This is a genomic window from Roseateles depolymerans, from assembly GCF_003387155.1.
GTDB lineage: Bacteria > Pseudomonadota > Gammaproteobacteria > Burkholderiales > Burkholderiaceae_C > Roseateles > Roseateles depolymerans.
In genome coordinates this window covers 927,986-951,533 of sequence record NZ_QUMT01000003.1, presented here as the reverse complement: position 1 = coordinate 951,533, position 23,548 = coordinate 927,986, and the positions used below count along the sequence as shown (strand labels likewise).

The 23,548-nt window shown below is 68.8% G+C and carries 20 protein-coding genes; 1 reads left to right on the top strand and 19 read right to left on the bottom strand.

Features of this window, described 5'->3' with window-relative positions; translation table 11 throughout:
* Positions 1 to 80: 80 nt before the first annotated feature.
* Positions 81 to 698, bottom strand: a complete 618-nt coding sequence (pssA, locus tag DES44_RS18040) for a CDP-diacylglycerol--serine O-phosphatidyltransferase (RefSeq protein WP_058937124.1) — start codon at positions 696 to 698, stop codon at positions 81 to 83.
* Positions 699 to 894: 196 nt separating this feature from the next.
* Between pssA and DES44_RS18035 the strand changes: the two genes are divergently transcribed.
* On the top strand, positions 895 to 2,502 hold the full coding sequence (locus DES44_RS18035) for a S41 family peptidase (RefSeq protein ID WP_083525235.1): 1,608 nt from the start codon (positions 895 to 897) through the stop codon (positions 2,500 to 2,502).
* Between the two features lie 27 nt (positions 2,503 to 2,529).
* Here the strand turns inward: DES44_RS18035 and DES44_RS18030 are convergent, their stop codons facing one another.
* The 18 genes from DES44_RS18030 to DES44_RS17945 form a co-directional block, all read right to left on the bottom strand.
* Positions 2,530 to 3,708, bottom strand: coding sequence for a nucleotidyltransferase domain-containing protein (locus DES44_RS18030; protein WP_058933418.1), 1,179 nt, complete (start codon positions 3,706 to 3,708; stop codon positions 2,530 to 2,532).
* The gene (locus DES44_RS18025) at positions 3,705 to 4,619 is read right to left on the bottom strand and encodes an HprK-related kinase A (RefSeq protein ID WP_058933419.1); all 915 of its coding nucleotides are present in this window, start codon (positions 4,617 to 4,619) and stop codon (positions 3,705 to 3,707) included. The genes DES44_RS18030 and DES44_RS18025 overlap by 4 nt, the downstream gene beginning before the upstream one ends.
* Positions 4,616 to 4,924, bottom strand: coding sequence for an HPr-rel-A system PqqD family peptide chaperone (locus DES44_RS18020; protein WP_058933420.1), 309 nt, complete (start codon positions 4,922 to 4,924; stop codon positions 4,616 to 4,618). Before DES44_RS18020 ends, DES44_RS18025 begins: the two co-directional genes overlap by 4 nt.
* A complete protein-coding gene (locus DES44_RS18015) occupies positions 4,924 to 5,589 on the bottom strand; it encodes a hypothetical protein (RefSeq protein WP_116001698.1) in 666 nt (221 codons plus the stop codon). The genes DES44_RS18020 and DES44_RS18015 overlap by 1 nt, the downstream gene beginning before the upstream one ends.
* Positions 5,590 to 5,762: 173 nt before the next feature.
* Positions 5,763 to 6,236 (bottom strand): hypothetical protein, encoded by a 474-nt coding sequence (locus DES44_RS18010; protein WP_058933422.1) that lies wholly within the window; start codon positions 6,234 to 6,236, stop codon positions 5,763 to 5,765.
* A gap of 81 nt (positions 6,237 to 6,317) precedes the next feature.
* Entirely contained in the window at positions 6,318 to 8,279 is a 1,962-nt protein-coding gene (locus DES44_RS18005; RefSeq protein ID WP_083525236.1) for an ABC transporter ATP-binding protein, read from the bottom strand.
* 177 nt (positions 8,280 to 8,456) lie between these two features.
* The gene (locus DES44_RS24735; protein ID WP_147307131.1) at positions 8,457 to 8,717 is read right to left on the bottom strand and encodes a hypothetical protein; all 261 of its coding nucleotides are present in this window, start codon (positions 8,715 to 8,717) and stop codon (positions 8,457 to 8,459) included.
* 64 nt (positions 8,718 to 8,781) lie between these two features.
* Positions 8,782 to 9,678, bottom strand: a complete 897-nt coding sequence (locus DES44_RS18000; protein ID WP_083525237.1) for a glycine betaine ABC transporter substrate-binding protein — start codon at positions 9,676 to 9,678, stop codon at positions 8,782 to 8,784.
* Between the two features lie 148 nt (positions 9,679 to 9,826).
* On the bottom strand, positions 9,827 to 11,614 hold the full coding sequence (locus tag DES44_RS17995; protein ID WP_058933423.1) for an alkaline phosphatase family protein: 1,788 nt from the start codon (positions 11,612 to 11,614) through the stop codon (positions 9,827 to 9,829).
* 355 nt (positions 11,615 to 11,969) lie between these two features.
* Complete coding sequence (glcF, locus tag DES44_RS17990) at positions 11,970 to 13,214, bottom strand: glycolate oxidase subunit GlcF (protein ID WP_058933424.1); 1,245 nt, start codon at positions 13,212 to 13,214, stop codon at positions 11,970 to 11,972.
* Between the two features lie 67 nt (positions 13,215 to 13,281).
* Complete coding sequence (gene glcE / locus DES44_RS17985) at positions 13,282 to 14,484, bottom strand: glycolate oxidase subunit GlcE (RefSeq protein ID WP_083525239.1); 1,203 nt, start codon at positions 14,482 to 14,484, stop codon at positions 13,282 to 13,284.
* On the bottom strand, positions 14,484 to 15,986 hold the full coding sequence (locus tag DES44_RS17980; RefSeq protein WP_058933425.1) for an FAD-linked oxidase C-terminal domain-containing protein: 1,503 nt from the start codon (positions 15,984 to 15,986) through the stop codon (positions 14,484 to 14,486). Before DES44_RS17980 ends, glcE begins: the two co-directional genes overlap by 1 nt.
* A gap of 91 nt (positions 15,987 to 16,077) precedes the next feature.
* Entirely contained in the window at positions 16,078 to 17,238 is a 1,161-nt protein-coding gene (locus tag DES44_RS17975) for an FIST signal transduction protein (protein WP_058933426.1), read from the bottom strand.
* A 46-nt stretch (positions 17,239 to 17,284) separates the two neighbouring features.
* The gene (locus DES44_RS25685; RefSeq protein ID WP_232309906.1) at positions 17,285 to 18,856 is read right to left on the bottom strand and encodes a PhaM family polyhydroxyalkanoate granule multifunctional regulatory protein; all 1,572 of its coding nucleotides are present in this window, start codon (positions 18,854 to 18,856) and stop codon (positions 17,285 to 17,287) included.
* Positions 18,857 to 19,003: 147 nt separating this feature from the next.
* Positions 19,004 to 19,678: a MarC family protein gene (locus DES44_RS17960; protein WP_232309907.1), complete on the bottom strand. Its 675-nt coding sequence runs from the start codon at positions 19,676 to 19,678 to the stop codon at positions 19,004 to 19,006.
* A 64-nt stretch (positions 19,679 to 19,742) separates the two neighbouring features.
* Complete coding sequence (locus DES44_RS17955; RefSeq protein ID WP_058933427.1) at positions 19,743 to 20,726, bottom strand: TraB/GumN family protein; 984 nt, start codon at positions 20,724 to 20,726, stop codon at positions 19,743 to 19,745.
* 30 nt (positions 20,727 to 20,756) lie between these two features.
* Positions 20,757 to 23,066, bottom strand: a complete 2,310-nt coding sequence (locus tag DES44_RS17950) for an ATP-binding protein (protein ID WP_058933428.1) — start codon at positions 23,064 to 23,066, stop codon at positions 20,757 to 20,759.
* A 123-nt stretch (positions 23,067 to 23,189) separates the two neighbouring features.
* Complete coding sequence (locus tag DES44_RS17945; RefSeq protein WP_058933429.1) at positions 23,190 to 23,477, bottom strand: BTH_I0359 family protein; 288 nt, start codon at positions 23,475 to 23,477, stop codon at positions 23,190 to 23,192.
* Between the last annotated feature and the right edge of the window lie 71 nt (positions 23,478 to 23,548).

The following is a 23,548-nucleotide window of genomic DNA, read 5'->3' as shown; positions in this document are numbered from 1 at the left end:
CGTCTGATCCACCGGTCTGTTGACGCCAAACAAAAGGCGCTCCCGAGGGAGCGCCTTTTTTCGTTGCCGCCGCGCCAGGGTCAGAGCTTGGGAATCCGGATCCGGCTGATCATCAGCGAGCCCGACACCGCAAACATCAGCACCAGCGGGTGCAGCAGGAAGCCCGCCACCTTCAGTTCCCCGAACCACAGCGCGTCGCCAATGGCGCCCTGGGCGGCCGCCACCCACATCACGATCACCAGCAGCAGCGAGGTCGGAATGGGGGTGCCCTCGAAGTGGGACACCTTGCCGGACTCGGAACTCAGGCTCTCCGCCGTGATGTTGTAACGCGCCAGGCGCGACACCCCTGCCGCCACGAAGAAGCCCAGGATGATGCGGTCCCACAGGCCCTGCATGCCACAGCCGTAGGCGATCACCGCCGGGGCGACACCGAAGGAGATCACGTCGGCCAGCGAATCCAGTTCCCGGCCCATGGCGGAGCTTTTCTGCCGCCAGCGGGCAATGCGCCCGTCCAGCACGTCGAAGATCAGCGCAGCGGGGATCAGCGCGCAGGCGTAGTACAGATGCAGCAGTTCGCGGTTCTGGAGGTAGGTCATCACCGAGAACAGGGCGCCGACACCACAGAAGGCATTTCCCAGCGTAAACCAGTCAGCGAGATGGAACTCGCGGATCATCGAAAAGGGCTTGGGTTTGTTCATGTTGCGAGCATAAGCGAAGGTCCAAGCCTGACGCAGCAAAGGCCGGTCCTGCCTGATCTGACCGGGCCTTTCGGGCCTTTCAGGCCTGTAGGACCCCACCCTGCATTGGAAACTGCCGCCAGAGGCTGGACCGGCTGCGCGGCCGGCCCTCGCCACGGGCGGGGAACTGCCTCCACAGTCCTCCCGACTAGCGGGCATGATTCGACACACGAAAACGCCCCTCCCCAGCGGCCAACCTTTGACCGCCGAACGCTGGCCCCTCTTGCGCACGGCGGTGGCCGGCACAGGCCTGGCGCTGTTGCTGGCTGCCTGCGGCGGGGGAGATGCCCCGCCCGCCCCCTCCTCGGCCGCCTCACCCCCATTGCCCAGCAGCGTGTATGCCGAGCGTTGCGCTCCGGACAATCCGGACGCCCCGCCCCCTCAACGGACCGGTTCACGGGCCACGGAAATGGCCTGGCTGCGTGCGATGCTGCAGGAGCGCTATCTGTGGAGTGAGGACCTGCCGGCCCTGGACCTTCGTGACGTTCGTTACCAGGGAACGCCAGGCGCGCCGGTGGACCATGCCACGGCCATGGACCGCTGGTTTGGCGACCTGATCCGGCCGGGCGGTAGCACCGATCGAGACCCCTTCAGCTACCGCGTCAACGTGACCGCGGCGCAGGCGTCGATGGCGGGCGAGGAAGCCGGCTGGGGCCTGAACGTCGTGGCCTTGCCCACGGAGCCTCCACGGGTGTTCGTGACCTGGGTGGACCCGCAAGGGCCGGCCGCCGGGTCCGGATTGCGCCGTGGGGACGAACTGCTGGCGCTGGACGACGCTCCGCTGGTGTCGTCCGACCCGGCCCTGCGCCAGAAGATGGAAGAGCGACTGCAGGGCCCCGCAGTCGGAGACAGTGCCACGTTCACCGTGCAGCGCCCGGAAGGGCCTCTGACCCGGCGCCTCGTGGCCGCTCGCTTTGACACCCAGCCCGTGCCGCTGGTCTCCGTGCTCGGTGCGGAGCAAGGCCAGACCGAGCCGGTCGGCTACATGCTGTTCAACGACTTCAACGCCCCGGCTCAGGCCGCCCTGAAGCAGGCTTTTGAGCAACTGGCGGCGGCCCAGGTGCGGGATCTGGTGCTGGACCTGCGCTACAACCCGGGAGGCCTGGGTTTCATCGCCAGCCAACTGGCCTACATGGTGGCGGGCAGCAGCACCACCGGCAAGACGTTCAACCAGCCACGCCGGAATGCCGCGCGCATGGCCACTGCAGCGAGCGACGTGATGCCCTTCCTCACCAAGACCTGCGAGGAGGGGGACGAACGCTGCGAACGGGGTCAGCCGCTCCCTTCCCTGCAGCTTCGCCGCCTGTTCGTGCTGACCGGTCCCGGCACCTGCTCCGCCAGCGAGTTGCTGATCAACGGGCTTCGGGGTGTCGATGTCGAGGTGGTCCAGATCGGCGGCACGACCTGCGGCAAGCCCTACGGCTTCGAGGGTGTCAACAATTGCGGTTCCGCCACCTTCGCCATCGAGGTCCAGGCGCGCAACGCCAAAGGATTTGGCGACTACACCGCCGGCTTCCAGCCCGGCGGCAATGGTCCGACGGGCCTGCCGGGCTGTGAGGCCCTCGATGACCTGACGCATGCGCTGGGAGATCCAGCGGAGGGCTTGCTGGCGACTGCACTGAGCTTCCGTGCCACCGGACAGTGCCCGTCGCAGGCGGCCCCGCTTCAGGGCGCGCGTGCAAGCGCGGCGAGTGCCTTCAGGCCCCTGCGCCGGCCGGCCGCGCTGGATCTGTCGAAGCCAGGCGCGAGCGTGCGTCCGCGCTGAGCGGGCTGGCCCGTCGCTGGCGCGCGCTCAAGCCCTGTCCCCAGCCCCGTCCCCGTGGCCTGGCCCATCCTGGATCGGAGCGGGCGCAGCGGTCAGACGGCTCCAGGCCTTGCGGCCCAGGTGGCGGGCCAGCAGCGGAACCGGCATGCGCAGCCAGTGCGCCCGCACATACAGCGCCAGCTCCGCCAGCCCTTGCCCCGGCAGGCGGCAGCTGTCGTGCGGGGGGCGCAGGGCGCGGCGGTAGGCAGCGTCCAGCAAGGGCTGCGACCAGCGCCGGACCTGGGGGGCCAGTGCGTCCATGACCTCGTCCGGCACCGGGGTGTTCAGCCAGCGGCGGGTGTAGCGCAGGGCCAGGGCCAGCGGACGGGCCAGGCCGATTCGTTCGGCCCGCTGGAGCAGCCGCTGCCAGAAGCCTTCCGAGGCGCTGAACTCGCGGATCAGCGCATCCAGGTCGAACAGGTCCCGCAGGCCGTTGGGCAGTTCGCCCTCGTGGAACAGGTGGGTGGCGCTGTGCAGCAGCATGTCCTCGGGCGGCAGCACGAACAGGCCCGGGTGGCCCGGCAGCGGCCGGGGGTGGTCAAACAGTGCGGCCGTGTCCAGGGGCGTGCGGGCCGTGGGCGGCAGCAGGCTGTGATGGACATCCAGCGAGGTGCCCCGGCGCCGGTGATGCAACGGCGGCAGCTCATGCATCCATTCGCGGTAATAACGCTGGTCGTAGTCGTCCAGCGGATCGAAATCCCAGCCGTGCACCATCAGCGCAATCTCGGCGCGCGGCAGTTGCGCGGCAGGCAGCAGCAGGTCGATGTCGGTGAACATGCGGCCGGGGGCGGGGGCATGGCCGCCCAGCGCATAGGCCGCGCCCTTGAGCAGCACCACCGGCCCCGTCAGCTCGGACAGCGCCTGCGCCAGAAAACGGGCCTCGCGGGCCAGCATCTGCGCCTGGCGCTCCGACAGCAGCAGCGCCGAGCGCAAATGCGGCTGCACCGGGGCGGGCAGGTCGTCCAGCCATCCCCCCGACCGGGCCAGGTGGGCCAGCTTGCCGGCCAGGTTGGCCCGCCGCGCCTGGCGCAGCAGCAGATCCCACTCGGTGAGGGACAGGGTCGAGGCCAGCGTGGGGGACAGCAGCACCCGCACCAGGAGCGGCTGATCGGGCGCTGGCGAGTGCTGCGGCGCGGGCAGGGCGCCGGCCTGCAACTGGGCACTCATTCCGCCCCCTCAGCCAGTGATTCGAAATGCCGCACGGCTTCGTCCAGATGGCTGTATTCGAAGCGGTAGCAGTCGCACTGATCCACCAGGCGGCCCACCGCCTGAAATCCGGCCTGCCCATGCAGGTCGTAATTGAAGCTCTGCTCGGCCAGCGCCATGAAGGCCTGGGCCCGCTCCACCGGCATCAGTTGCGCCGGACCGTCCGCCCGCCAGGCCGGCAGCACCACCCAGGCAGGCTGGGCCGGCAGGCTGCGGCGGTCGATGGCGTCCTCCGGGGCGCGCACCAGCGCCACTGTGCCTTTGGTGGTGTTGGGCATCGACGCACTGAAGCGCGCCTGCGGCGCAAAGGCCTTGAGCAGCGGGATGGAAGCGTTCTTGAGATTGATCGGCCGCGCCATGCCGTGCAGCAGGCCGGTGCGCAGGTCCAGCAGGCCCAGCTCATCGGACAGCAGCCGCCAGCCGCGATGGGCCAGTGCAGCGCACAGGGTGCTTTTGCCGGAGCCCGGCGGCGCCGGCATCACCAGCGCGCGTCCGCCGCGCTCCAGCACGGCGGCATGGATCAGCAGGTATTGGTGGGCATGGGCGGCAATGCACCAGTTGATGCCCCACTCCAGCATGGCCAGGGCCTGGGCGCCGGGCAGCGGGGTGAAGGAGCGCTGTCCGTCGAACCAGAACTCCGCCCGGCCCATCAGCCGCGACCGCCAGTGCGGGCTGCGCAGCACCGCGACATGGAAGTCGATGAAGTCATGATCGGGGACCAGCTCAAAGCGGTCATACAGGCCGACCAGTTCGTCGGCCAGGTGCGGCAGATCGGAGCGCACCTTCACCGAAAACGGGGCGAGTCGCAAGGCCAGGCCGTCGGTGCGCAACTGGCGGCGCACGTCGTCGCGGGACAGCTCGGCGAGTTTCACGGCCCGCTCTCCTGCACCAGCAGTTCAATGTCCACCAGGCGACGCAGATGCAGGTCCAGCAGGTCGGCCATCGCTTCGGGGGAGGGCGTGTCGTCCCAGTCCACGTCGTGGGTCAGGCGGACCAGCAACTGCTCGCGCGTCATCGGCGTGTCCCGCAGCCATTCCGCGAGTTGGGCCCCCAGGGCCGCGATCAGGTGGGTGTCCCCGCTGGCAGGATTGAAAAAGACCGCGTGCTGCTCGCCTTCCCAGGCGCGCAGCACCTCAGACGCGGGATGTGCGCAGCGCCACGTCGCCGTGAGCGCCATCAGCTCACAAGGTAATTGCTGTAGAGATAGTTGCGGAAGTCGCTTTCCGTCCAGGGAGCGGTGCTGCCGGCGTTGTTCGGCTTGAAGCTGTTGGGCCCCAGGGCTGCCATCTTCACCAGCATGTCCTCACCGGTGGACGAGACCACGCACTGCGCCACGTTGTGGCCGGCGAACATCGTGTTGAGCCGGGCCACCAGCATCATCGTGGCGTAGCTGCCGGCGTTGGCCGCAAACAGGTCGGACACCTTGGCGTTGGGGGACACATTCTTCAGCCCCCCCGGAAACACCTTGGCCACCGTCAGATTGTTCTTGCAATAGTTCACCGAGCGGCCGGCATACCAGTAGGTGGCCACGAAGCTCCACGGGGGCGAGCTCGACACGGCTGCACGCACCGAGTTGTTCACCCAGTTGCTGATGGTCCAGCATTCGGTATTGGTCAGCACCGCAGCAGCGGCACGGGCCTGCACGCTGGCGCCGCCATTGCGCAGCACCGCCGAGCCCCACGCCGAGGTGGTGTTGCAGTGCCAGGCCATGACCGGACGGCTGGCCAGGGTCAGACCCACCGGCACGCCGGCCTGCAGGAAGCGGCGGCGGCGCGACGACACCATGGGGCCGGCATTCGGCACCGGGGCCGATGGCTGTTGTGAGTCGCTGTGGTGATCCATATGCTCAGCTTTCGAGTGCACGTGCCCGCAAAGAGGGGCGGATGCTCAAGCCGCCCGCGGTTTGCGGGCTGCGATGGAAGTGTTTCATACAAGGCACGCCGACGCCAAGCCGGTGCACCCCTTGAACGGGTGGCGCCCGTTCTACCTAATCGTAAGGATAAGTTGGTGCTGGCTCACTCGGAATCCATTGGCGCCTGGGCATCCGGGCCGGACACCAGTTGCTGCTGGGTCCAGTCGCAGGCGGATGCGAGGGTGTCGAAGGCACCAAAACGGCGTCCGTGTCGCCGATACATGGCTTCAATCAGGGGCAGCATGATGTCGCGGGCCTCCACCTCCGGCGGCACCACGTAGGCAACGGCCTGCGGGGGCTGGCGCAGGGCGGCCATTTGCTCAAGGAACCGGTCCATCTCTTCCATGGATTCCGGCGACGTGATCATGCTGCCGGTGAGTTCCAGCACATAGCCAAAGGCCGCCGGCGGCGGGTCGCCCTGCAGCAGGTCCACCATGGCCCGACGCAGCCCCAGCACGGCTTCCCGGTTGAACGGGCCTTGGGCGCGGAGGCGGATGATCGGCCCTTCCCGCCACATCTCGATCTGCCCGTGTGCCTGGAACGGCCCCGGCACGAAGGCATGGATGTCGAGTTTCAACGCAAATGTCCCCCATTGATCAACCCGCCATCTTCCCGGGGGGGCGTGTCAGCGGCAACGGGGGCCTGGGTACGACAACGGTCAGTCTGCGGCGTCCTCCACATAATCGCGGTCGGCATCACGGCGGGTGCCAGAGGCGCCCTCACGGGCCGCGTCCGGGGACGCAGTGGCCGAGGAGCGCCGCGGGTCCGCCGCTTCCTGCGCCGTATCGTCCACGTCGTCCTCGACCAGGAAGCCGCCGCTCTGGTGCGCCCACAGCTTGGCATACAGGCCGCCGGCGGCCAGCAGGCTGGCGTGGTCCCCTTGCTCGACGATGCGGCCCTGGTCCATCACGATCAGCCGGTCCATGGCCGCGATGGTGGACAGCCGGTGCGCAATCGCCACCACCGTCTTGCCTTCCATCAACCGGTAGAGGCTGCGCTGGATGGCCGCCTCCACTTCCGAGTCCAGCGCACTGGTGGCTTCATCCAGCAGCAGGATGGGCGCGTCCTTGAGCATCACCCGCGCAATGGCCACCCGCTGGCGCTGGCCGCCGGAAAGCTTCACGCCGCGCTCGCCCACATGCGCGTCATAGCCCTTGCGGCCCTTGGGGTCGGTCAGGCCGTCGATGAAGTCCTGGGCCTCGGCACGCGCGGCGGCGGCACGCATGGCCTCCTCGGTGGCGTCGGGCCGTCCATACAGCAGGTTGTCGCGGACCGAGCGGTGCAGCAGGCTGGTGTCCTGCGTCACCATGCCCACCTGCGCCCGCAGGCTGTCCTGGGTGACCTGGGCGATGTCCTGGCCGTCGATCAACACCCGGCCCCGCTCCACGTCGTAGAAGCGCAGCAGCAGGTTGAGCAGCGTGGATTTGCCCGCGCCGGAGCGCCCCACCACGCCGATCTTTTCGCCGGGGCGGATGTGCAGGGACAGGCCCTGCAGCACCGGCTTCTTGCCGCCGTAGCTGAAGTCCACGGCGTCGAAGTGCACCTCACCGCGGCTGACGGTGAGTGTCTTCGCGTCAGGCGCATCGGTGATGGCGATGGGGCGAGACAGCGTGGTGATGCCGTCCTGCACCGTGCCGATGTTCTCGAACAGGCTGGCCATCTCCCACATGATCCAGTGGGAAATGCCGTTGAGCCGCAGCGCCATGGCGGTGGCCGCGGCCACTGCGCCCACGCCCACCTGCCCCTGGGTCCACAGCCACAGCGTCATGCCGGCGGTCGAGGCGATCAGGCCCATGGACAAGGCGTGGTTGACGATCTCGAAGCCGCTGATCAGCCGCATCTGCCGATAGGCCGTCCCCAGGAAGTCCTGCATGGCGCCGCGGGCGAAGCCGGCCTCGCGCTGGCTGTGGGAGAACAGCTTGACGGTGCTGATGTTGGTGTAGGCGTCGGTCACCCGGCCGGTCATCAGGCTGCGGGCATCGGCCTGTGCGGCGGCGGCCTTGCCCAGGCGCGGCACGAAGAAGATGAGCGCCAGCACATAGCAGACCAGCCAGCCCAGGAAGGGCGCGAGCAGCAGCAGGTCGAAGCTGCCCACCACGCCCAGCATGGTGACGAAGTAGATGGTGATGAAGACCAGGATGTCGGTCACGATCATCACGCATTCACGCACGGCCAGCGCCGTCTGCATCAGCTTGGCCGACACGCGGCCGGCGAACTCGTCCTGGTAGAAGCTCATGCTCTGGGCCAGGAGATGGCGGTGGAAGTTCCAGCGCAGCCGCATCGGGAAATTGCTGGACATGCCCTGGTACTTCACCATCGCCTGCAGGGCGATGAGAACCGGGCTGGCCAACAGGATGCCGGCCAGCAGCAGCAGGTGATGCTGCTGCGTGGACCACCACTGGGCGGCTGGCACGGCGCTGAGCCAGTCCACGACCGAGCCGAGCATGGAAAACAGCAGCGCCTCGAAGGCGCCAATGCCTGCGGTGAGGACGGTCAGCAGCAGGAGCAGCCCGCGGATGCCGCGGGTGGCCGCCCAGACGAACGGAAAGAAGCCCTGCGGCGGCTGCGGAGCCGGGCCGGTGGGGAAGGGGTCAACGAGTTTTTCAAACCAGCCCAGCACGGCTGTCTCCCGGAACGATGGTCACCAATGCGTCGCCCACAGGCGGCTCGGGAGCGGCCTATGGGCAAAGAGTGACAAGCCTACAGGAGAGGCGTGACGCGTGGCCATCCCGAGGGATGAATGGCGCATGGCGCGGTTGAATGGCCGGGGAGAGCAACCGGGAGGGCCAGAGCCGCCTCACCATCCCTGCCCGACCTTTTCGAATTCCGAGGTTTTACTGTGCGTGAAACGGTATCCCTCTAGATCTCCTTTCTGGACCGCCCAAAGGCTACGTGCTGTTCGCAAACCGGCCGAGACATCTTCCTCGTCTTTGAGCTGACGCTCTTGGAGCGAAGGAAGTCCATCTCTCAACAGCGCGCAAACTTCCATCTGTTGCGCCTGACTGGCCTGCTCGGCCAACGCGGAGAGATCGTCGGAGATGCGGATTGATTGCGACATGCACGAGAGTTTGTGGGGGAACTCGCCACATCACAAGCCCTTGGCGCGCGCCTTGAATGCTTGGTCAGTTGCCAGCCCGCTCCAGCCACGGCTGCCACCGATCCCCATGCTCGCGCATCCACTCCGCGGCCGCCTCGTCCGGCGACTGGCCCAGCCGGCTGATGGCCAGGTCCAGCGCGGACACGATGCCGTTGGACAGACGCATCCGGTCCAGGGCCTGGACGGTGTCCTCGGGCAAGGCCTTCAGGCGGTCTTCCCGCGCCAGCAGCACCGCGCGGTCCACGCCCCCGAACAGTTGCCGGGGATCCTTCAGCTCGCGGATCTTGTGCCGGGCGTGCAGGAACTGCGGCTGCCACAGCGGCACCACCCGCCATTGCTGCTCCGCCACCGCCTGCTCGAAGGCGGTGAAGCAGTCTTCCTCGGACCCATTCTGGAAGCGATAACCGGCCTCCCTCAGCCCATAAGCCTCCATCGCCTTCACCGAAAACCGGCTGATGCCGGCGCCAGGCCCGATGCCCTGGATGACCGGATGCATGCGCGCACGGACCTCCGGTAGCAGCAGGTCCTGGATCCCACTCACGATGGAAGACGGCACGTAGTCGGGCACGCCCCAGAACGCATACGGTTGATAGTGCAGGCCCAGCGCCCGCGTAGGCGCCACCTCGTCCACCCGAGCCCGGTAGACCCCGTGGCTGGCATTGAGCCACGCGGACGCCACCATATCGACCGCGCCGGTGCGCAGCAGGTCGAAGCAGGCTTCATGCAGGGCGAAGTGGCGTTCCACGCGGTGGCCCATCCGCTCCAGCAGGGCGGTCACCACGGCGGCGGTGGCGCGGTGAAAACTCAGGTCGATCACGCCCAGTCGGATGGGCGCACGGTCGGGGGAAGCGCCGGTGGCGCGGCCACCGAGCAGAGCGTAGGCGCCGCCGAGCAGGACGGCGCGGCGTTGGTTGCCGGTCATTGCAGAGGTCTCCAGTCACCGTGACGTCACGATGCGTCTGGAGATCATTCCCGGCGAGCGCCTCCGGAGGAAGCCAGCAAGCCGGGAAACAGTCTTGATGGCCGCTTGAAACCGTCGCCCGGCCGGGGCAACGGTCTGCATGCGCCCGTCAGCGTGCGACGGGGGGCGCTGCGGTCGCTCCACCGGGCAGCGGCAGTGGCAGCACCTGCCCCTGCGACTGCGCCGGCGTGGCAATGCCCAGGATGCGCGACAGCGTCGGCGCCAGGTCCACGATCTCCACCCGGGCCGTCACCTCGCCCTGTCCCACCCAGGCCGGCCCCCAGGTCAGCAGCGGCACATGGTTGTCGTACTCATAGGGCGAGCCATGGGTCGTGCCGGTCGTGCGGCTGGAAAACATGTAGCCCTGCCGCGGCACCAGTTGCAGCGGCGCTGCCACGTCCGGATGCCAGGAGCGACGCATCTGCGCCAGATAGGGCGTGGCGGTGTCGTCGCCCGCGAGCTGGGCGCGGGTGAAGGCGGCCTGGATGCCCGGCACCTGCTCGGCCAGCACCTTGGCGGCGGCGTAGACGTCGTCGCTGCGCAGCCCCTTGGACTGGATCAGCTTCTCGTCGAACAGCAGACCGGTGGCCGAGAAGCTGGTGATCCAGCGACCCTCCCCAAAGCGCTCCGACAGCCCCTTGTTCAGGCTGGCGATCAACTGCGCCGGGTTCACCCGGCCGGCCTCCCGGCCCTGGCGCTGCGCCCATTCGGGCGTGTCCATGAAGCCATGGTCGGCGGTCAGGGCCAGCAGGTAGTTGTCTCGGCCCACACGCGCATCCAGGTACTGGAAGAAGCCCTGCAAATACTGGTCCAGTCGCAGCAGATGGTCGTGCGACAGGCGCGACTCCGGGCCGAAGGCGTGGTTCACATAGTCGTGGCTGGACAGGCTCACGCTCAGGATGTCGGTCTGGTCGTCCGCGCCCAGCTGTTCCCCTTCGATGGCGGCGCGGGCGAAGGCCAGCGTCAGCTCGTCGCCGAAGGGGGAGGGCAGCAGGCCGGCGTAGAACTTGGGCCCCGGCTTGTCCAGCCCGGCGCCCATCATCGCGGGCAGGCGGTTGCCGTTGCCCTCGTTGCTCTGCCAGGGCTGACCGTCCGGGGCACTGCGCGAATAGGCCGATTCCGGCAGCAGCAGCGTCCAGGACTTGTGGAAAAACGCGTCCGCCGGGCGGGTGTTGTTGAAGGCATCCACCCAGGCCGGATGGCGGTCCATGTAGTAGGTGGTGGAGGCGAACTGGCCGTCGCTGCTCATGTACATGTAGGCCGTGCCCTTGTGGCCGGCCGGCAGGATGGCGCCGCGGTCCTTGCCCGAGATGCCGATCACCTTCGCACCGGGCCGCACCGTCCGCAGCACGTCACCCACGGTTTCCGCCTTGAAGTTGGCGGGGCTGGTGCCAGCGTGAGGGTCGGTCTCGTGGTTGATGTAGCGGTAGCGCGTGTCTTCGGTGTTGTAGACGACCGCGCCGGTCTTCGGATCGCGCCACTCATTGCCGATGATGCCGCTGCGCTGCGGATAGGCGCCGCTGAGCATGATGGAGTGGCCGGCGGCCGTCACGGTGTAGCCATGACCGTAATAGGCATTGGAGAACCAGGTGCCCCGGTCGAGGAAGCGGCGGAAGCCGTCCGGTTGGAGCTGGTCCCGGTAGCCGAGCACCTGGCGCAGCGGCAGGCCATCGACCGCCATGAAGACGATCAGCTTGGGCGGCCGGGCCGCAGCCACCGGTCCCGTGCGACCCGCCGAGCCACCCGATTGGGCGGACGGCGCGGGTGTGGCGGCTCCGGCGGACGAAGCCCCGGTCGAACCGGACGACGAGGCGGAACTGGACGGTGCCGGGCTGCCGCAGGCGGCCAGAGCCGCGAGCAGGGGCAGCACCAGCCAGGAGCGGCGGGTCTGTGTCATGACGGGGAGGGGTGAAAACGTGACCGGCGCAGTATGGCCCGATCGGGCCCCTGGCGGCACCGGGGCGTCCACGGGCCGGGCGCAGGCTGCACCAGTGAGGCACTCCGCACCAAAAAGGAAAAGGGCCGGTCCCCACATGGTGACCGGCCCGTTCCGTTTTCTGATTGGATCGCTTGCGCGCTCCCCTCCTGTTATTGCCCGCGATTGTGCGGGCGCCGGGCCCTGCGCATGCCGGGGTTTGCCCGGAGAGGAGCCTCCTGGATGCGACTTCTTTCTCGATTTGGCAGCCATTCGGGTCCGAACGACGCAAGAAAGCGACGATTCAGCGGTGATCCGTGGCCGGCCCGCCGCGCGTTCAGGGCATCAAGGCGTCATCCAGCACTTCAATCCAGTGCCGCACGGGCGTCTCACAGCCTGCCTGCAGATGCTGGATGCAGCCGACGTTGCTCGACACGATGACGTCAGCCGCCAGCGGCGCCAGGGCCTGCAGCTTGCGGTCCCGCAACTGCTTGGACAGCGTCGGTTGCAACACCGAATACGTCCCGGCAGAGCCGCAGCACAGGTGGCTGTCCATCGGCGCGACCGAGATCTCGAAACCCAGCTCCCGCATCATCCCTTCCACCCCGCCGCGGATCTGCTGGCCGTGCTGCAGGGTGCAAGGCGGGTGATAGGCCAGACGGGGCCGTTTGGCACCGGGCCGCAAGCGCCGGCCCAGCGTCGCGGCCATGGGCGGCAGCAGCTCGCACAGGTCCCGGGTCATGGCCGACACCTTGGCCGCACGCTCGGCATAGGCCGGGTCATGGGCCAGCAGCCGGCCGTAGTCCTTGACCTGCACGCCGCAGCCCGAGGCATTCATGACGATGGCCTCCACCGGCTGGTTGTGGCCGTCCACCATCGGCCACCAGGCGTCGATGTTGCGACGGGCATCATCCAGCCCGCCATGGTGGTCACCCAGGTGGGCCCGCAGGGCGCCGCAGCAGCCGGCTTCATCGGCCACCAGGGTCTGGATGCCGGCGGCATCCAGCACCCGCGCGGTGGCCGCATTGATGTTGGGATGCATGGCCGGCTGCACACAGCCCAGCAGCATCAGCACCTTGCGGGGATGGCTGTGCTGCGGCCAGAGATGGGCCCGCGCCGGCGGGCGGGCGGGCACCTTGTCCCGCAGCGCGGCCGGCACGAAGGGCCGGAAGGCCTGGCCCAGGCGCAGGGCGGGCTTGAAGAGCGAGGAGGTCAGCCCTTCCTTGAGCAGCCAGCGCCGCAGCCGTTCCTGCCGCGGGCGTTCGACCTTGGCGTCCACCACCTGCCGGCCGATCTCCACCAGTTGCCCGTACTGCACGCCGGAGGGGCAGGTGCTCTCGCAATTGCGGCAGGTCAGGCAGCGGTCCAGATGCTGCTGGGTGGCCCGCGTGGGCTGGGCGCCCTCCAGCACTTGCTTGATCAGGTAGATGCGGCCCCGCGGTCCGTCCAGTTCATCGCCCAGCAACTGGTAGGTGGGGCAGGTGGCGGTGCAAAAGCCGCAGTGGACACAGCGCCGCAGAATGGCCTCGGCGGTCTGCCCTTCGGGGGTGTCCTGGAATTCCGGGGCGAGATGGGTCTGCATCGGGGGGAGGGATCCGGGGCGTTGGGGTTGGGGAGTCCGGCTTGGTTGATCGGCCAGGTTGTTCGGCTTAAAAATCCGGGTAGAGGCGACCGGGATTGAAGCAGCCGGCCGGATCGAATTCCGCCTTGAGCTGGCGGTGGATGCGCGCCAGCGGCGCGGACAGCGGTGCAAACACCCCGGCAGACTTGTCCTGCGCCCGGAAGAGTACGGCATGGCCGCCCACGGCAGCGACCATCTCCCGCAGCTGCGCCGGCGCCATCGGCGTCACCACCCAGCGCTGGGCGCCACCCCACTCGATCAGCTGTTCCCCATGCAGGGACAGGGCGGGCGCGGTGGAGGGCAGGCTCAGTCGCCACAGGCAGGCGCCGCCCTGCACGGCCCGGCGCGCGCCCATGAAGAACTCGTCGCTGTGGTCCCGCAAGCCTTGCCAGAACGGGGCGGCCATGGCTTCGGGGATCATGTCTCCGCCCAGACGCTGCAGGGCCGCCCGCACCGCGGCGTCGGCGCCGGAGAGGCGCACCACCAGCGCGCCGTCCCACCAGGCGGTGGCGCTGATGGGCAGCGGCTGGCCGCCCCAGCGGTTCATCTGGAGCAGGGCCTGGTCCTGTGGCAGCTCGAAGCGCAGCGTGGCCGTGGCCACCGGGCGGGGCAGGACCTTGAGCGTCACCTGGGTCATCAGGCCCAGCACGCCCATGGCGCCGGCCATCAGCCGAGAGACGTCGTAGCCGGCCACGTTCTTCATCACCGTCCCGCCAAAGTGCAGGCAGTCACCACGGCCGTTGATCAGGCTCAGGCCCAGCACATGGTCACGCACCGCGCCCGCGCTGCCCCGGGCCGGTCCGGACAGGCCGGCGGCCACCATGCCACCGACCGTGCCGGTGCCCGTGCTCGAATCTCCCGCCTCCGCAAACCTCGGAGGTTCAAACGCCAGATGCTGCCCGCAGGTGGCCAGCAAGGCTTCCAGCTCGGTCAGCGGCGTGCCCGCCGCGGCGGTCACATACAGCTCGCTGGGCTCATAGGCCAGCACGCCGCGCAGCTCGCGGGTGGAGAGCACGTCGCCGCGCAGGTCTCCCCCGTAGAAGCGCTTGCTGCCATGGCCTTCGATGCGCAGCGGCTTGCCCTCCCGCACCCGGGCCTGCAGGCCCTGCACGGTCTCGGTCAAGGCCTGTTGCGACAGCGGCGGCGCGGCGGTCGACGCGGGGTTGCCCGCGGTCGCCGCCGGCAGGGATGCGGAAGCCGTGTGAGCGTCCAGCTCCACAGAGGCGCTCATCAGAATCGCTCCAGCTCGGGGAAGGCCAGCAGGCCCCGTTTCACATGCATGCGGCCGTATTCGGCGCAGCGCTGCAGGGTGGGAATCACCTTGCCCGGATTGAGCAGGCCCACCGGGTCGAACGCACGCTTGAGCGCCAGCATCTGCTCCCGTTCCTCGGGCGAGAACTGCACGCACATGCTGTTGAGTTTTTCCACACCCACGCCGTGCTCGCCCGTGACCGTGCCGCCCATGGCGACACTGGTCTCCAGGATGTCCGCGCCGAACTGCTCACAACGGGCCAACTGGTCCGGGTCGTTCGCGTCGAACAGGATCAGCGGATGCAGGTTGCCGTCGCCCGCATGGAACACGTTGGCGCAGCGCAGGCCGTATTTCTTCTCCATCGCCTGGATGGCCAGCAGCACGTCCGCCAGGCGCTTGCGCGGGATGGTGGAGTCCATGCACATGTAGTCCGGGCTGATGCGGCCCGAGGCGGGGAAGGCATTCTTGCGACCGCTCCAGAAGCGCAGGCGCTGCGCCTCGGTCTCGCTGACTTCGATGCCGGTCGCACCGCTGGCTCGCAGCACCGCGCTCATGCGCTCGATCTCTTCGGCCACTTCTTCCGGCGTGCCGTCGCTCTCGCACAGCAGAATGGCTTCCGCCTGCAGGTCGTAGCCGGCATGGACGAAGTCCTCGACCGCCGCCGTCATCGGCTTGTCCATCATCTCCAGGCCGGCGGGAATGATGCCGTCGGCAATCAGCGCGGCCACCGCATCCCCCGCGCGGCGCAGGTCGTCGAAGCTGGCCATGATGCAGCGGGCCAGTTGCGGCTTGGGCGTGAGCCGGACCGTCACCTCGGTCACCACCGCGAGCATGCCTTCGCTGCCCACCATCACCGCCAGCAAGTCCAGTCCGGGCACGTCCAGCGCCTGGGAACCGAATTCCACCGGCTCTCCGTCCACGGTGAAGCCCTTGACCTGAAGCACGTTGTGCAGCGTGAGTCCGTACTTGAGGCAGTGCACGCCGCCGGAGTTTTCCGCCACGTTGCCGCCGATGGTGCAGGCGATCTGGCTGCTGGGGTCCGGGGCGTAATAGAGCCCGTGAGGGGCCGCCGCCTCGGAGATGGCCAGGTTGCGCACGCCGCATTGCACCCGTGCCGTCCGAGCCAGCGGGTCCACCGACAGGATGCGGTTGAAGCGGGCCAGGCCCAGCGTCACGCCCATGGCGTGGGGCATGGCGCCGCCGGACAGGCCGGTGCCCGCGCCCCGCGCCACCACCGGCACCTTCAGCGCATGGCAGGTGCGCAGCACCGCCGCCACCTGTGCTTCATCCTCCGGCAGCACCACCACCAGCGGGCGTTCGCGGTAGGCGGTCAGGCCGTCGCATTCGTAGGGCCGTGTCTGCTCGTCGCTCCACAGCAGGGCATGGGCGGGCAGCACGGCCGACAGGGCCCGCACCACCTGGGCCTGGCGCTGGGTCCGATCGACAGGGTCGGCAAGGCTGACGGGCAACGGCGCATTCATGGTGGGGACTGTACCGGGCAGGGGGAGCGGCTGGGTGCTGGGTAAACGAGGTGGAGCGCGGTAGAGCGCGGTGGAGCGGGGCGGAAGCGGGTCATTCTGCGGAGGCAGGCTGGCCCCCGTCCAGGAACACGGTCAGCACCCCGGTGTAGCCGTGCAGCCGGGCGTGGGCAATTTCGCCGTTGGCGAAGAAGCCCACCAGCGGCACGTCGCCCAGCGCATGCTGCACCCACTGAAGTTCGGCGGACGGCGCGCCAAAGTGCGGCCCCCCACGTCCGGTGCAGCTGATGTAGAGCGCGCCGGCCATGGTGGCGCCCAGTTCCTCGGCGTCCGCACGGATTTCGGTGCAGATGCGGACCAGATCGCGCCGGGCGGCCTCGGGATTGCGTTCACAAAAGCTCAGCAGCTCGCCTTCGCGCAGCTGCTCCGCCACCGCCACGCCACGCCGGGCGGGGTCGAGCCCCACCAGATGACGCACCCGCACCTCGGGCCCGTAGTCCTTGCGGGCGCCCGGCGCATCACTCAGCCCGACCAGCGTGCGACGAAACAGCGGCATGGCCTGGCGCAGCGTGGTGGTCTCGCCGGTGAATGCGGGCAGCTTGAGGTCTTCCAGCAAGGCATCCAGGGCGGGGCGTCCGTCCAGTTCGGTGGCCAGGGCACCGTCGCTGCCGGTCACCCGTCGCTCGCGGCCCAGCGGCTGGCAGCCCTGGCTGACGCGCGAGATCCAGCGAACACCCTCCCGCAGCGCCAGGCCGGACAGGCCGCCTTCCACCACGCCGTCGGCAATCTGGATGGCCTGCTGGCGTCCGCTGACCAGGCCTCCGAACACATAGCCACTGGAGGAGCGGTCCGCCAGTTCGCCAATCAGCTCCTGCAGGTCCGGCGTCTGGCCGTCCGCATGCAGCAGCAGGCTGCGGGCGTCCCACTCCGGCGGCAGCGGAGAGCGGCCGGAGAAGATGCGCCACTGGTCGGCGGGAAGATCACACATCAGCAGCGCCAGGGCCGGGTCGCCGAAATATTCGGCGCCGCCCGCGCAGACCGCCAAAGCGGAGGCGCCGACGAAGCCGCAGCCAGGCCAGCGCTGGCGCGCATCGTCCAGCAGGGCTTCGGCCTGCGGCAGGTAGTCCTCGCTGATGTAGAGGAAACCGAGCGTCAGCGGCCGGTCGCCGCGCTGCCCGTCGATCTGGGCGGCGGCGAGCGCCATGGCCATGTGCGCATCGGGATGGGTGGCATGCGCCTGGAAAAAACGAGGCATGTACGGCCCTCGGAATAGGCAGTCTGCAACTGTACGCCTGCGGCGCTCAGTTGCCGCGACGACGGGTGGCCGCCGACCCACTCTTGGCGGCGGCGGTGGTCCGTGCGGCCGGTTTGGAGGAAGCCGGGGTCTTGGCGCTGGCCTTTCGGGCAGGCTGCGGCTTCTTGGCGGCGGTCGACTGGGGGGATGCGGCGGACTTGCCGGCGGCGGGGATCTTGGGTGTTCGCGGGGTGGCAGCGGCGGTGGTCTTGGCGGACTTGGCGGACTTGGCGGACTTGGTGGACTTGGCGGGCGCAGGCGGGCTGGACTTGGCCGGTGCTGCGCGGCCGGATTGGGTGCCAGTGCCTGCGCCTGCAGCGGTGCGCTTGCCCGTCGATGCCTTTGTGCCTGCCGTCGCGGCTGACCCGGTGCCTGACCCCTTGCCTGCACGCCCGGCACGCGCGCCGCTGCTGGCCTCGGAACGGGCCGCGCCCTTCGCGGGAGCGGTGCCCGATTCGCCTGTGTCTGCGGCACCAGGCGTCCCGCTGCTGGCGGCCCTGGATCGTTTCGCCCTGGCAGCGGCAGCCGCACTCACCGCATCCATCGACGCTTCGGTGGCGGCCTTGGCCACCTTGGCCGCCTGATTCATCATCTCCGCCGGGACATTGGCCGCCTTGCGCAGGCTTTCGCCCGCGGCGTCCATGCCCTGCTTCATCAGATGGGTGTCCTTCATCGCCTGCGTCGCGATCTGGGTGAACTGCTGGGTCAGCGCGTTCCACCACTGCATCGGGTCCACGCCCAGTGGGGCGGCCTTGGCGCCTGTTGCTCCAGCGTCTGCACCCGCTGGGGGGCTGGCGTCGTGATGGCTCGCCGATGCATGGCCCTCGACATCGTCTGGCGCGGGGTCATCGGAATCGTCAGGGCCGTCGCGATCGTGTTCGAGATCGCGCTCTTGGTCATCATCACTGAGCGCGGGGTCGTCATCGTCCGACCCAAGACCGGCCGTGGACGGCGCGCCCGGGGCGGTCTTGCCCGACGGCGACGTGCCACTTGCACGGCCCATCGCCGAAGTGAAGGCAGACATGCCGGGCCAAACCGGTGCCGAGGGACGGGAAGGTTCGCGCGCTGGGGCCTCGGCCTCGGACGCGCCGCCGGCACCGGCACCCGCACCCGCACCCGCACCCGCACTGCCGCGGCCGGCCTTGCCACCCGCGCCGGCGTCTGCCGGGGTCTTGCTCTCGGTCCCCGCCGAAGCGCCGCCCCCGGCTGCCGCATTCCAGCTCGCCCCGGCGGCCGCCGCAGCGGAGCGCATCGCCCCCATCGCCGCGCCCAGGTCCGGCATGGCCGGCATCTTCAGCGCCTGCTGCAGGTCCTGCATCGGCACCTTCAGCGCGCTCAAGGTGGACAGGGTCATCTTCTGCACCTCCAGGGCCTGGACCGTGGTGGCCAGCATGCGGGCGTTCTGCTCCAGCCAGAACTGCACCGCCCGCAGTTCCTGGACGCGCTTGTCCAGTTCCTCTGGATTCAGGGTGGGCGCAATCCACTGGTTGAAGCCGGGCATGGCCGCGCCGGCGTTCTTGACCAGGCTCTGGAGAAAGTCGAAACCGGGCACAAAGGCCCCGAAACTCTTGTCGGACATGGTGGACCTCGCGTTGGCTGGTGCGTGGCCCATCCTACGTCTTCCGGGAGGTGCCGACGCCCATGTTCCAGTGAGGCCAGCAACCCGGAAGCAACAGTCCGGCAGAAGGCGCGCTGGAGGACCGCCTTGGGCCGGGTCGAGACGGAATCAGGGGACCATGCGATTCAGGTCGGTCCAGCCCGTCCACAGGATCTGGATGCCGATGCACAACAGCACAAAGGCCATCAGCCGCATCATCACCGTGGTGCCGACTTCCCCCAGGCGCATCAGCAGCCGTCCGCCGTTGCGGAAGATCAGGTAGACAACCGCGGCCGTGATGGCCGCCCCGATGGCCGCGATGCCGGCGCCCATCACATAGGGCAGCGGCTGGCGCGGGAACTGCGCGCCCAGTGCGATGGCAGCGGCGATGCAGCCCGGCCCGGTGGTCAGCGGGAAGGTGATCGGGAAAAAGCTGCGGCGCACGATCTCGGCTTCCGACAGGTCGGCGCTGGCATCCTCGGCGATGGCGGTCTGCACCTCGTCGGCCTCTTCATGACGGGTCAGCATGGTCCAGGCGCTGAAAGCCACCAGCAGTCCGCCGGCCACCCGCACCACCGGCAGCGAAATGCCAAACAGGTCCAGCACATAGGTGCCCACCAGCATGGACGCCACGATCACCACCCAGCCATTGATGGCCACCTGGCGGGACAGGCGCTTGAGCACCCGGTCGTCATTGCCGGCGGCATCGATGACGATGGGGGCCACCCCCACCGGGTTGATGATGGGCAGCAAGGTCAGCGGCACCAGGAAAAGGGCCTGAAGGATGGAAGCGAGGGAGGCCAAGCAGAGCTCCGGAATCGGTTGAGTTCAGAGAGGGCAGACAGCCCGGCAGTGTGCCGCAAAGCGATCACTTCGCGGGGGCGGGATGGACCTGGGTGACTTCGAAGCCTTGCTGACGCAGCAAGGCGGGCAGGGCCTTGGGGCCGGTCATGTGCAGCGCCCCCACCGCCACCAGCAAGGACTGGCCCTGGCGATGCAGTTCGGAGATGCGGTCCGCCAGGTTGGGATTGCGGCCATCGTTCTCGCGAGCCAGGGCGGCGCGGTCGCGGGCGTCCTGCACGCAGTGGCACCAGTCTTCGTAGCGGGCGAGCCGGCGCAGGTCGCCGCGCTCCCAGGTGGAGACCAGGTCGCCCAGCATGCGCCGCAGCTCGGCGGGCCTTTCCAGTTGGCGCAGGCCGGAGCGCAGTTCGTGGCGGGCCTCGTCCGGATCCTCGGGCAGCAGGGCGGACAGCTGGCCCTGCAGGGTTTCCAGCGCGATCACCGGCAGTTGTCGCTCCCGCGCCCAGCGGCTGAGCAGCACTTCCTGGCCGTACTGCACGTCCAGCCCCAGCGCCCGGGCCTGCGCCAGGGTGAGGGTGCTGAGCTGCAGCAGCGGATGCATCGACGCCAGCGCCTGCGCCGGCAGGCAGGCCAGGCGGGCCTGGGCCTCGAGCCGCTTTTGCAACTGGGCGTCGATGGGCAGCGCCGGGGTGGGCGGCAGGGTCCAGGCGGTGGTGTCCAGCGGATCCAGTTCCAGCGCCACCGCATCGACCTGGTCCAGCGCGGCCTTGAGCTTCGGTCCTGGTGCGGCCCATGCGGGGCGGCCCAGATGCAGGCTGGCATGCAGGTAGGAGGTGTGGCCGTCGCGGGTCAGCGTCCAGAGGATGCCGCGGTCCTTCACCTGCGCTTGCACCTGCGCCGGCGGCACCGGTGCCAGATCGGCCGGACAACGCGCCTCGGCCGGCGGGGCGGCGTGCGCGGGCAGGGTCCAGGTCATCAGGGCAGCGCCCAGGACGACCATCAGGGTGCTCACGCGGCGGCGCGCAGCGGGGAGGAAGGGCAACAGATGCATGGGCGCGACGATGCCACAGTTCGCGGCGCGTCAGGATCCGGTGCCTGCCGGCGGCCGGAATCCCACTGCACGTCGCTGCCGCACCTCGGGCTTGACCCGGTGCTCCGCCTCCAGCAGCTGGAGGAACTCGTCCGGCTGCAGCGGGGTGCCGAGGATCTCGGCCTGCTGCCGCACGGCGGCGAAGTCGCCCAGGGTCAACTGGTCCATGGCGGACAGCCGCTCGGCATCCTGAGGCCTTGCACGCTGCCCCACCTCCAGCTCGAACAGGCGCAGGCGCTGCTCGGGCCGCATCGGCAGGAAGCGGATCTTGAAGCTGAAGCGGCGCAGGGCTGCTTCATCCAGATCGTCGAAGGCATTGGTGGTGCAGATGAAGATGCCGGCGAAACGCTCCATGCCGGCCAGCATCTCGTTGACCTCACTGACTTCGTAATGGCGCTCGGCTCGCCGGCGGCTGCGCAGGAAGCTGTCGGCCTCGTCCAGCAGCAGCACCGCCTGGTCCTGCGTGGCGGCTTCAAACATGCGGGCCATGTTCTGCTCGGTCTCGCCCACATATTTGCTCATCAGGTCGCTGGCCAGACGCACCATCAGCGGACGCTGCAGCGCATCGGCCATGTGCTCGGCCAGGGCCGTCTTGCCACTGCCCGGGGGACCAAAAAAACACAGGCTGCCCATGCCGCGACGCCGCAGCGCTTCCACCAGCTGAGGCAGTTCGAAGCGGGCTTCGTAGTGGATCAGCTCCAGCCCGTAATGGGCAGGCCGGGGGCGCTGCAGCGGCTGCAGGTCTCCGTGGCCCAGCGCTTTGTCCGCATGGGCCAGCTGGCGCTGGATCAGGGCCTCGTTGTGGGTGGCGGAGCTCCCGCAGCCCGCCAGCCGCGCAAACCGCACCGCCGTGCGGACCTGCGCCGGCGTCAGGCCATTGCGCTCCGACAGCCGTTCGGCAAAACCCTCCGGCACGGGCAGCTCGGCCAATGCCTTGCGCACCAGGCCCAGGCGGGCGCCGGGCGGTGGGCTCTTGAGCTCCAGGTGGTACTGGAAGCGCCGCCGGAAGGCCGGGTCGATATGCTCGATGCGGTTGGTGATCCACACCACCGGCACCGGGTTGTGTTCCAGGATCTGGTTGACCCACGCCTTGCCGTTTACCGCCATTGGCGGGGGCAGGTCGAGGGCGGCATCGAGCCGGGCCATCAGGTGGGCGGTGTCGCCGCTCAGGTGCGGAAACACGTCTTCCACTTCATCGAACAGCAGCGCCACGTCGCCGCTGCTCTTGAGGAAGACCTGGCTGATCTGCAGCGATCGGTAACGGTCCCGGCCGCCCAGGGCATTGCCGTCGCGGTCGGCATATTCCACCTCATACAGGCTCAGGCCCGCTTCCCGCGCCGCCACCTTGGCCAGCTCGGTCTTGCCGGTGCCCGGCGGGCCGTAGAGCAGGATGTTCACCCCCGCCTGCCGCTGCTGCACCGCATTGCGCAGGAGGGTGGACAGCACGTCCAGTTCCTCGGCCATGAACTCGAAGTCCTGCCGGTGCAGCAGGCTCTCGCTGACCGGCCTCGTGAAGACCGCCATCAGGTCCTGAGGGTCGCGGTATTCACGCATGAGCACCGGCGGCAACTGGTCGCTGACCTTCATCAAGTCGGACAGGTCGGTGATGTTGTGCTCGGCGATCAGGTTCTCCACCATGCCCACCCGCTCCAGCCGCGAGCCGGTGCGCAGCGCTTCGGCCACCTCCCGCGGATCGACGCCGGCCACATCGGCCAGCGCGGCAAAGGCTTCCTGGGCGGTGTTGACCTTGAACTCCACCAGCGCGCCCCGCAGTTCCCGCTGATAACGGGCCAGCGTGCCGTAGAGCAGCAAGGCCCGTTCGGCCGCATTGAGCTGCAGCAGCTGCCCCAGCGCCTCGATGTTCCGCTGCACCAGCGTCGATTCGCTGCGCAGCTGTTGTTCCAGCGTGTCGCAGGTGCAGGCCAGCAGCGTCAGCAGGTCCTTGGGGGCGTCCTTGATGAATTCATCGAGATAGAAGAACACCGTGCCTTCGGCAAAGGGCCCGCGCCAGAGGCCATGGCGCGTGAGGAAGGCGGCGTCCGACAGCGCCTCGTGCCCGGCCCACATCGCATGACCCTGGCAGCGTCGTGCCAGATAGGTCCGCAGTCGGCCCAGCACGGGCGGCGGCCAGACGAGGTGACGGGCGGTGAGGGAGAGCAGGCCGGAGAGGTCTCGACGGACGTTGAACCGGCCGGCATGGCGGACGGTGAGCGTGAGCACGAAGTGCGAGCACATGCGGTCCAGGACCGGGCTGCTGTGAAAGCCCGGAGAGAACAGCGGTGAGTACGCGCGCTTCGCCATAGGCTTAATTCACTGCCCTTTCAATTGCCTTTTCGGCTGCCCTGCGATACGTCCCCGGGCGCTGCTGGATATTGACCCAGCCGCCGGCCCGGGGCAAGCCCCGCGCAGGAGGGGCAGGGCGCGTCAGTGCATCACCACCGGCTGCTGCCCCATGTTGGCATATTGGGCGATGAAGGCATCCAGGTCGTCCACATCCGGACCTTGCTCGATGAGGGCTTCGACCCCTTCCTGGAACTGCTGCGCCAGGGCCCCTTCGATGAAGATTTCCTTGCGGCTGAACTTGTCCACGATCTCGAAACCGTCGCGCTGCAGCGGCGGATGATCGGGATGAGGCGGGTCACTCAGCGACAGCGAGACCGGTACATCGAACTGGACCACGATGTAGCTGGGTGAGTCGTAGAGCATGTGCATAAGTACTCCTTCGTTGTAGGAGTTATGGCCCGGTACGCCGGTTTTCAAGACCCCGACACCCTCAACCCGGC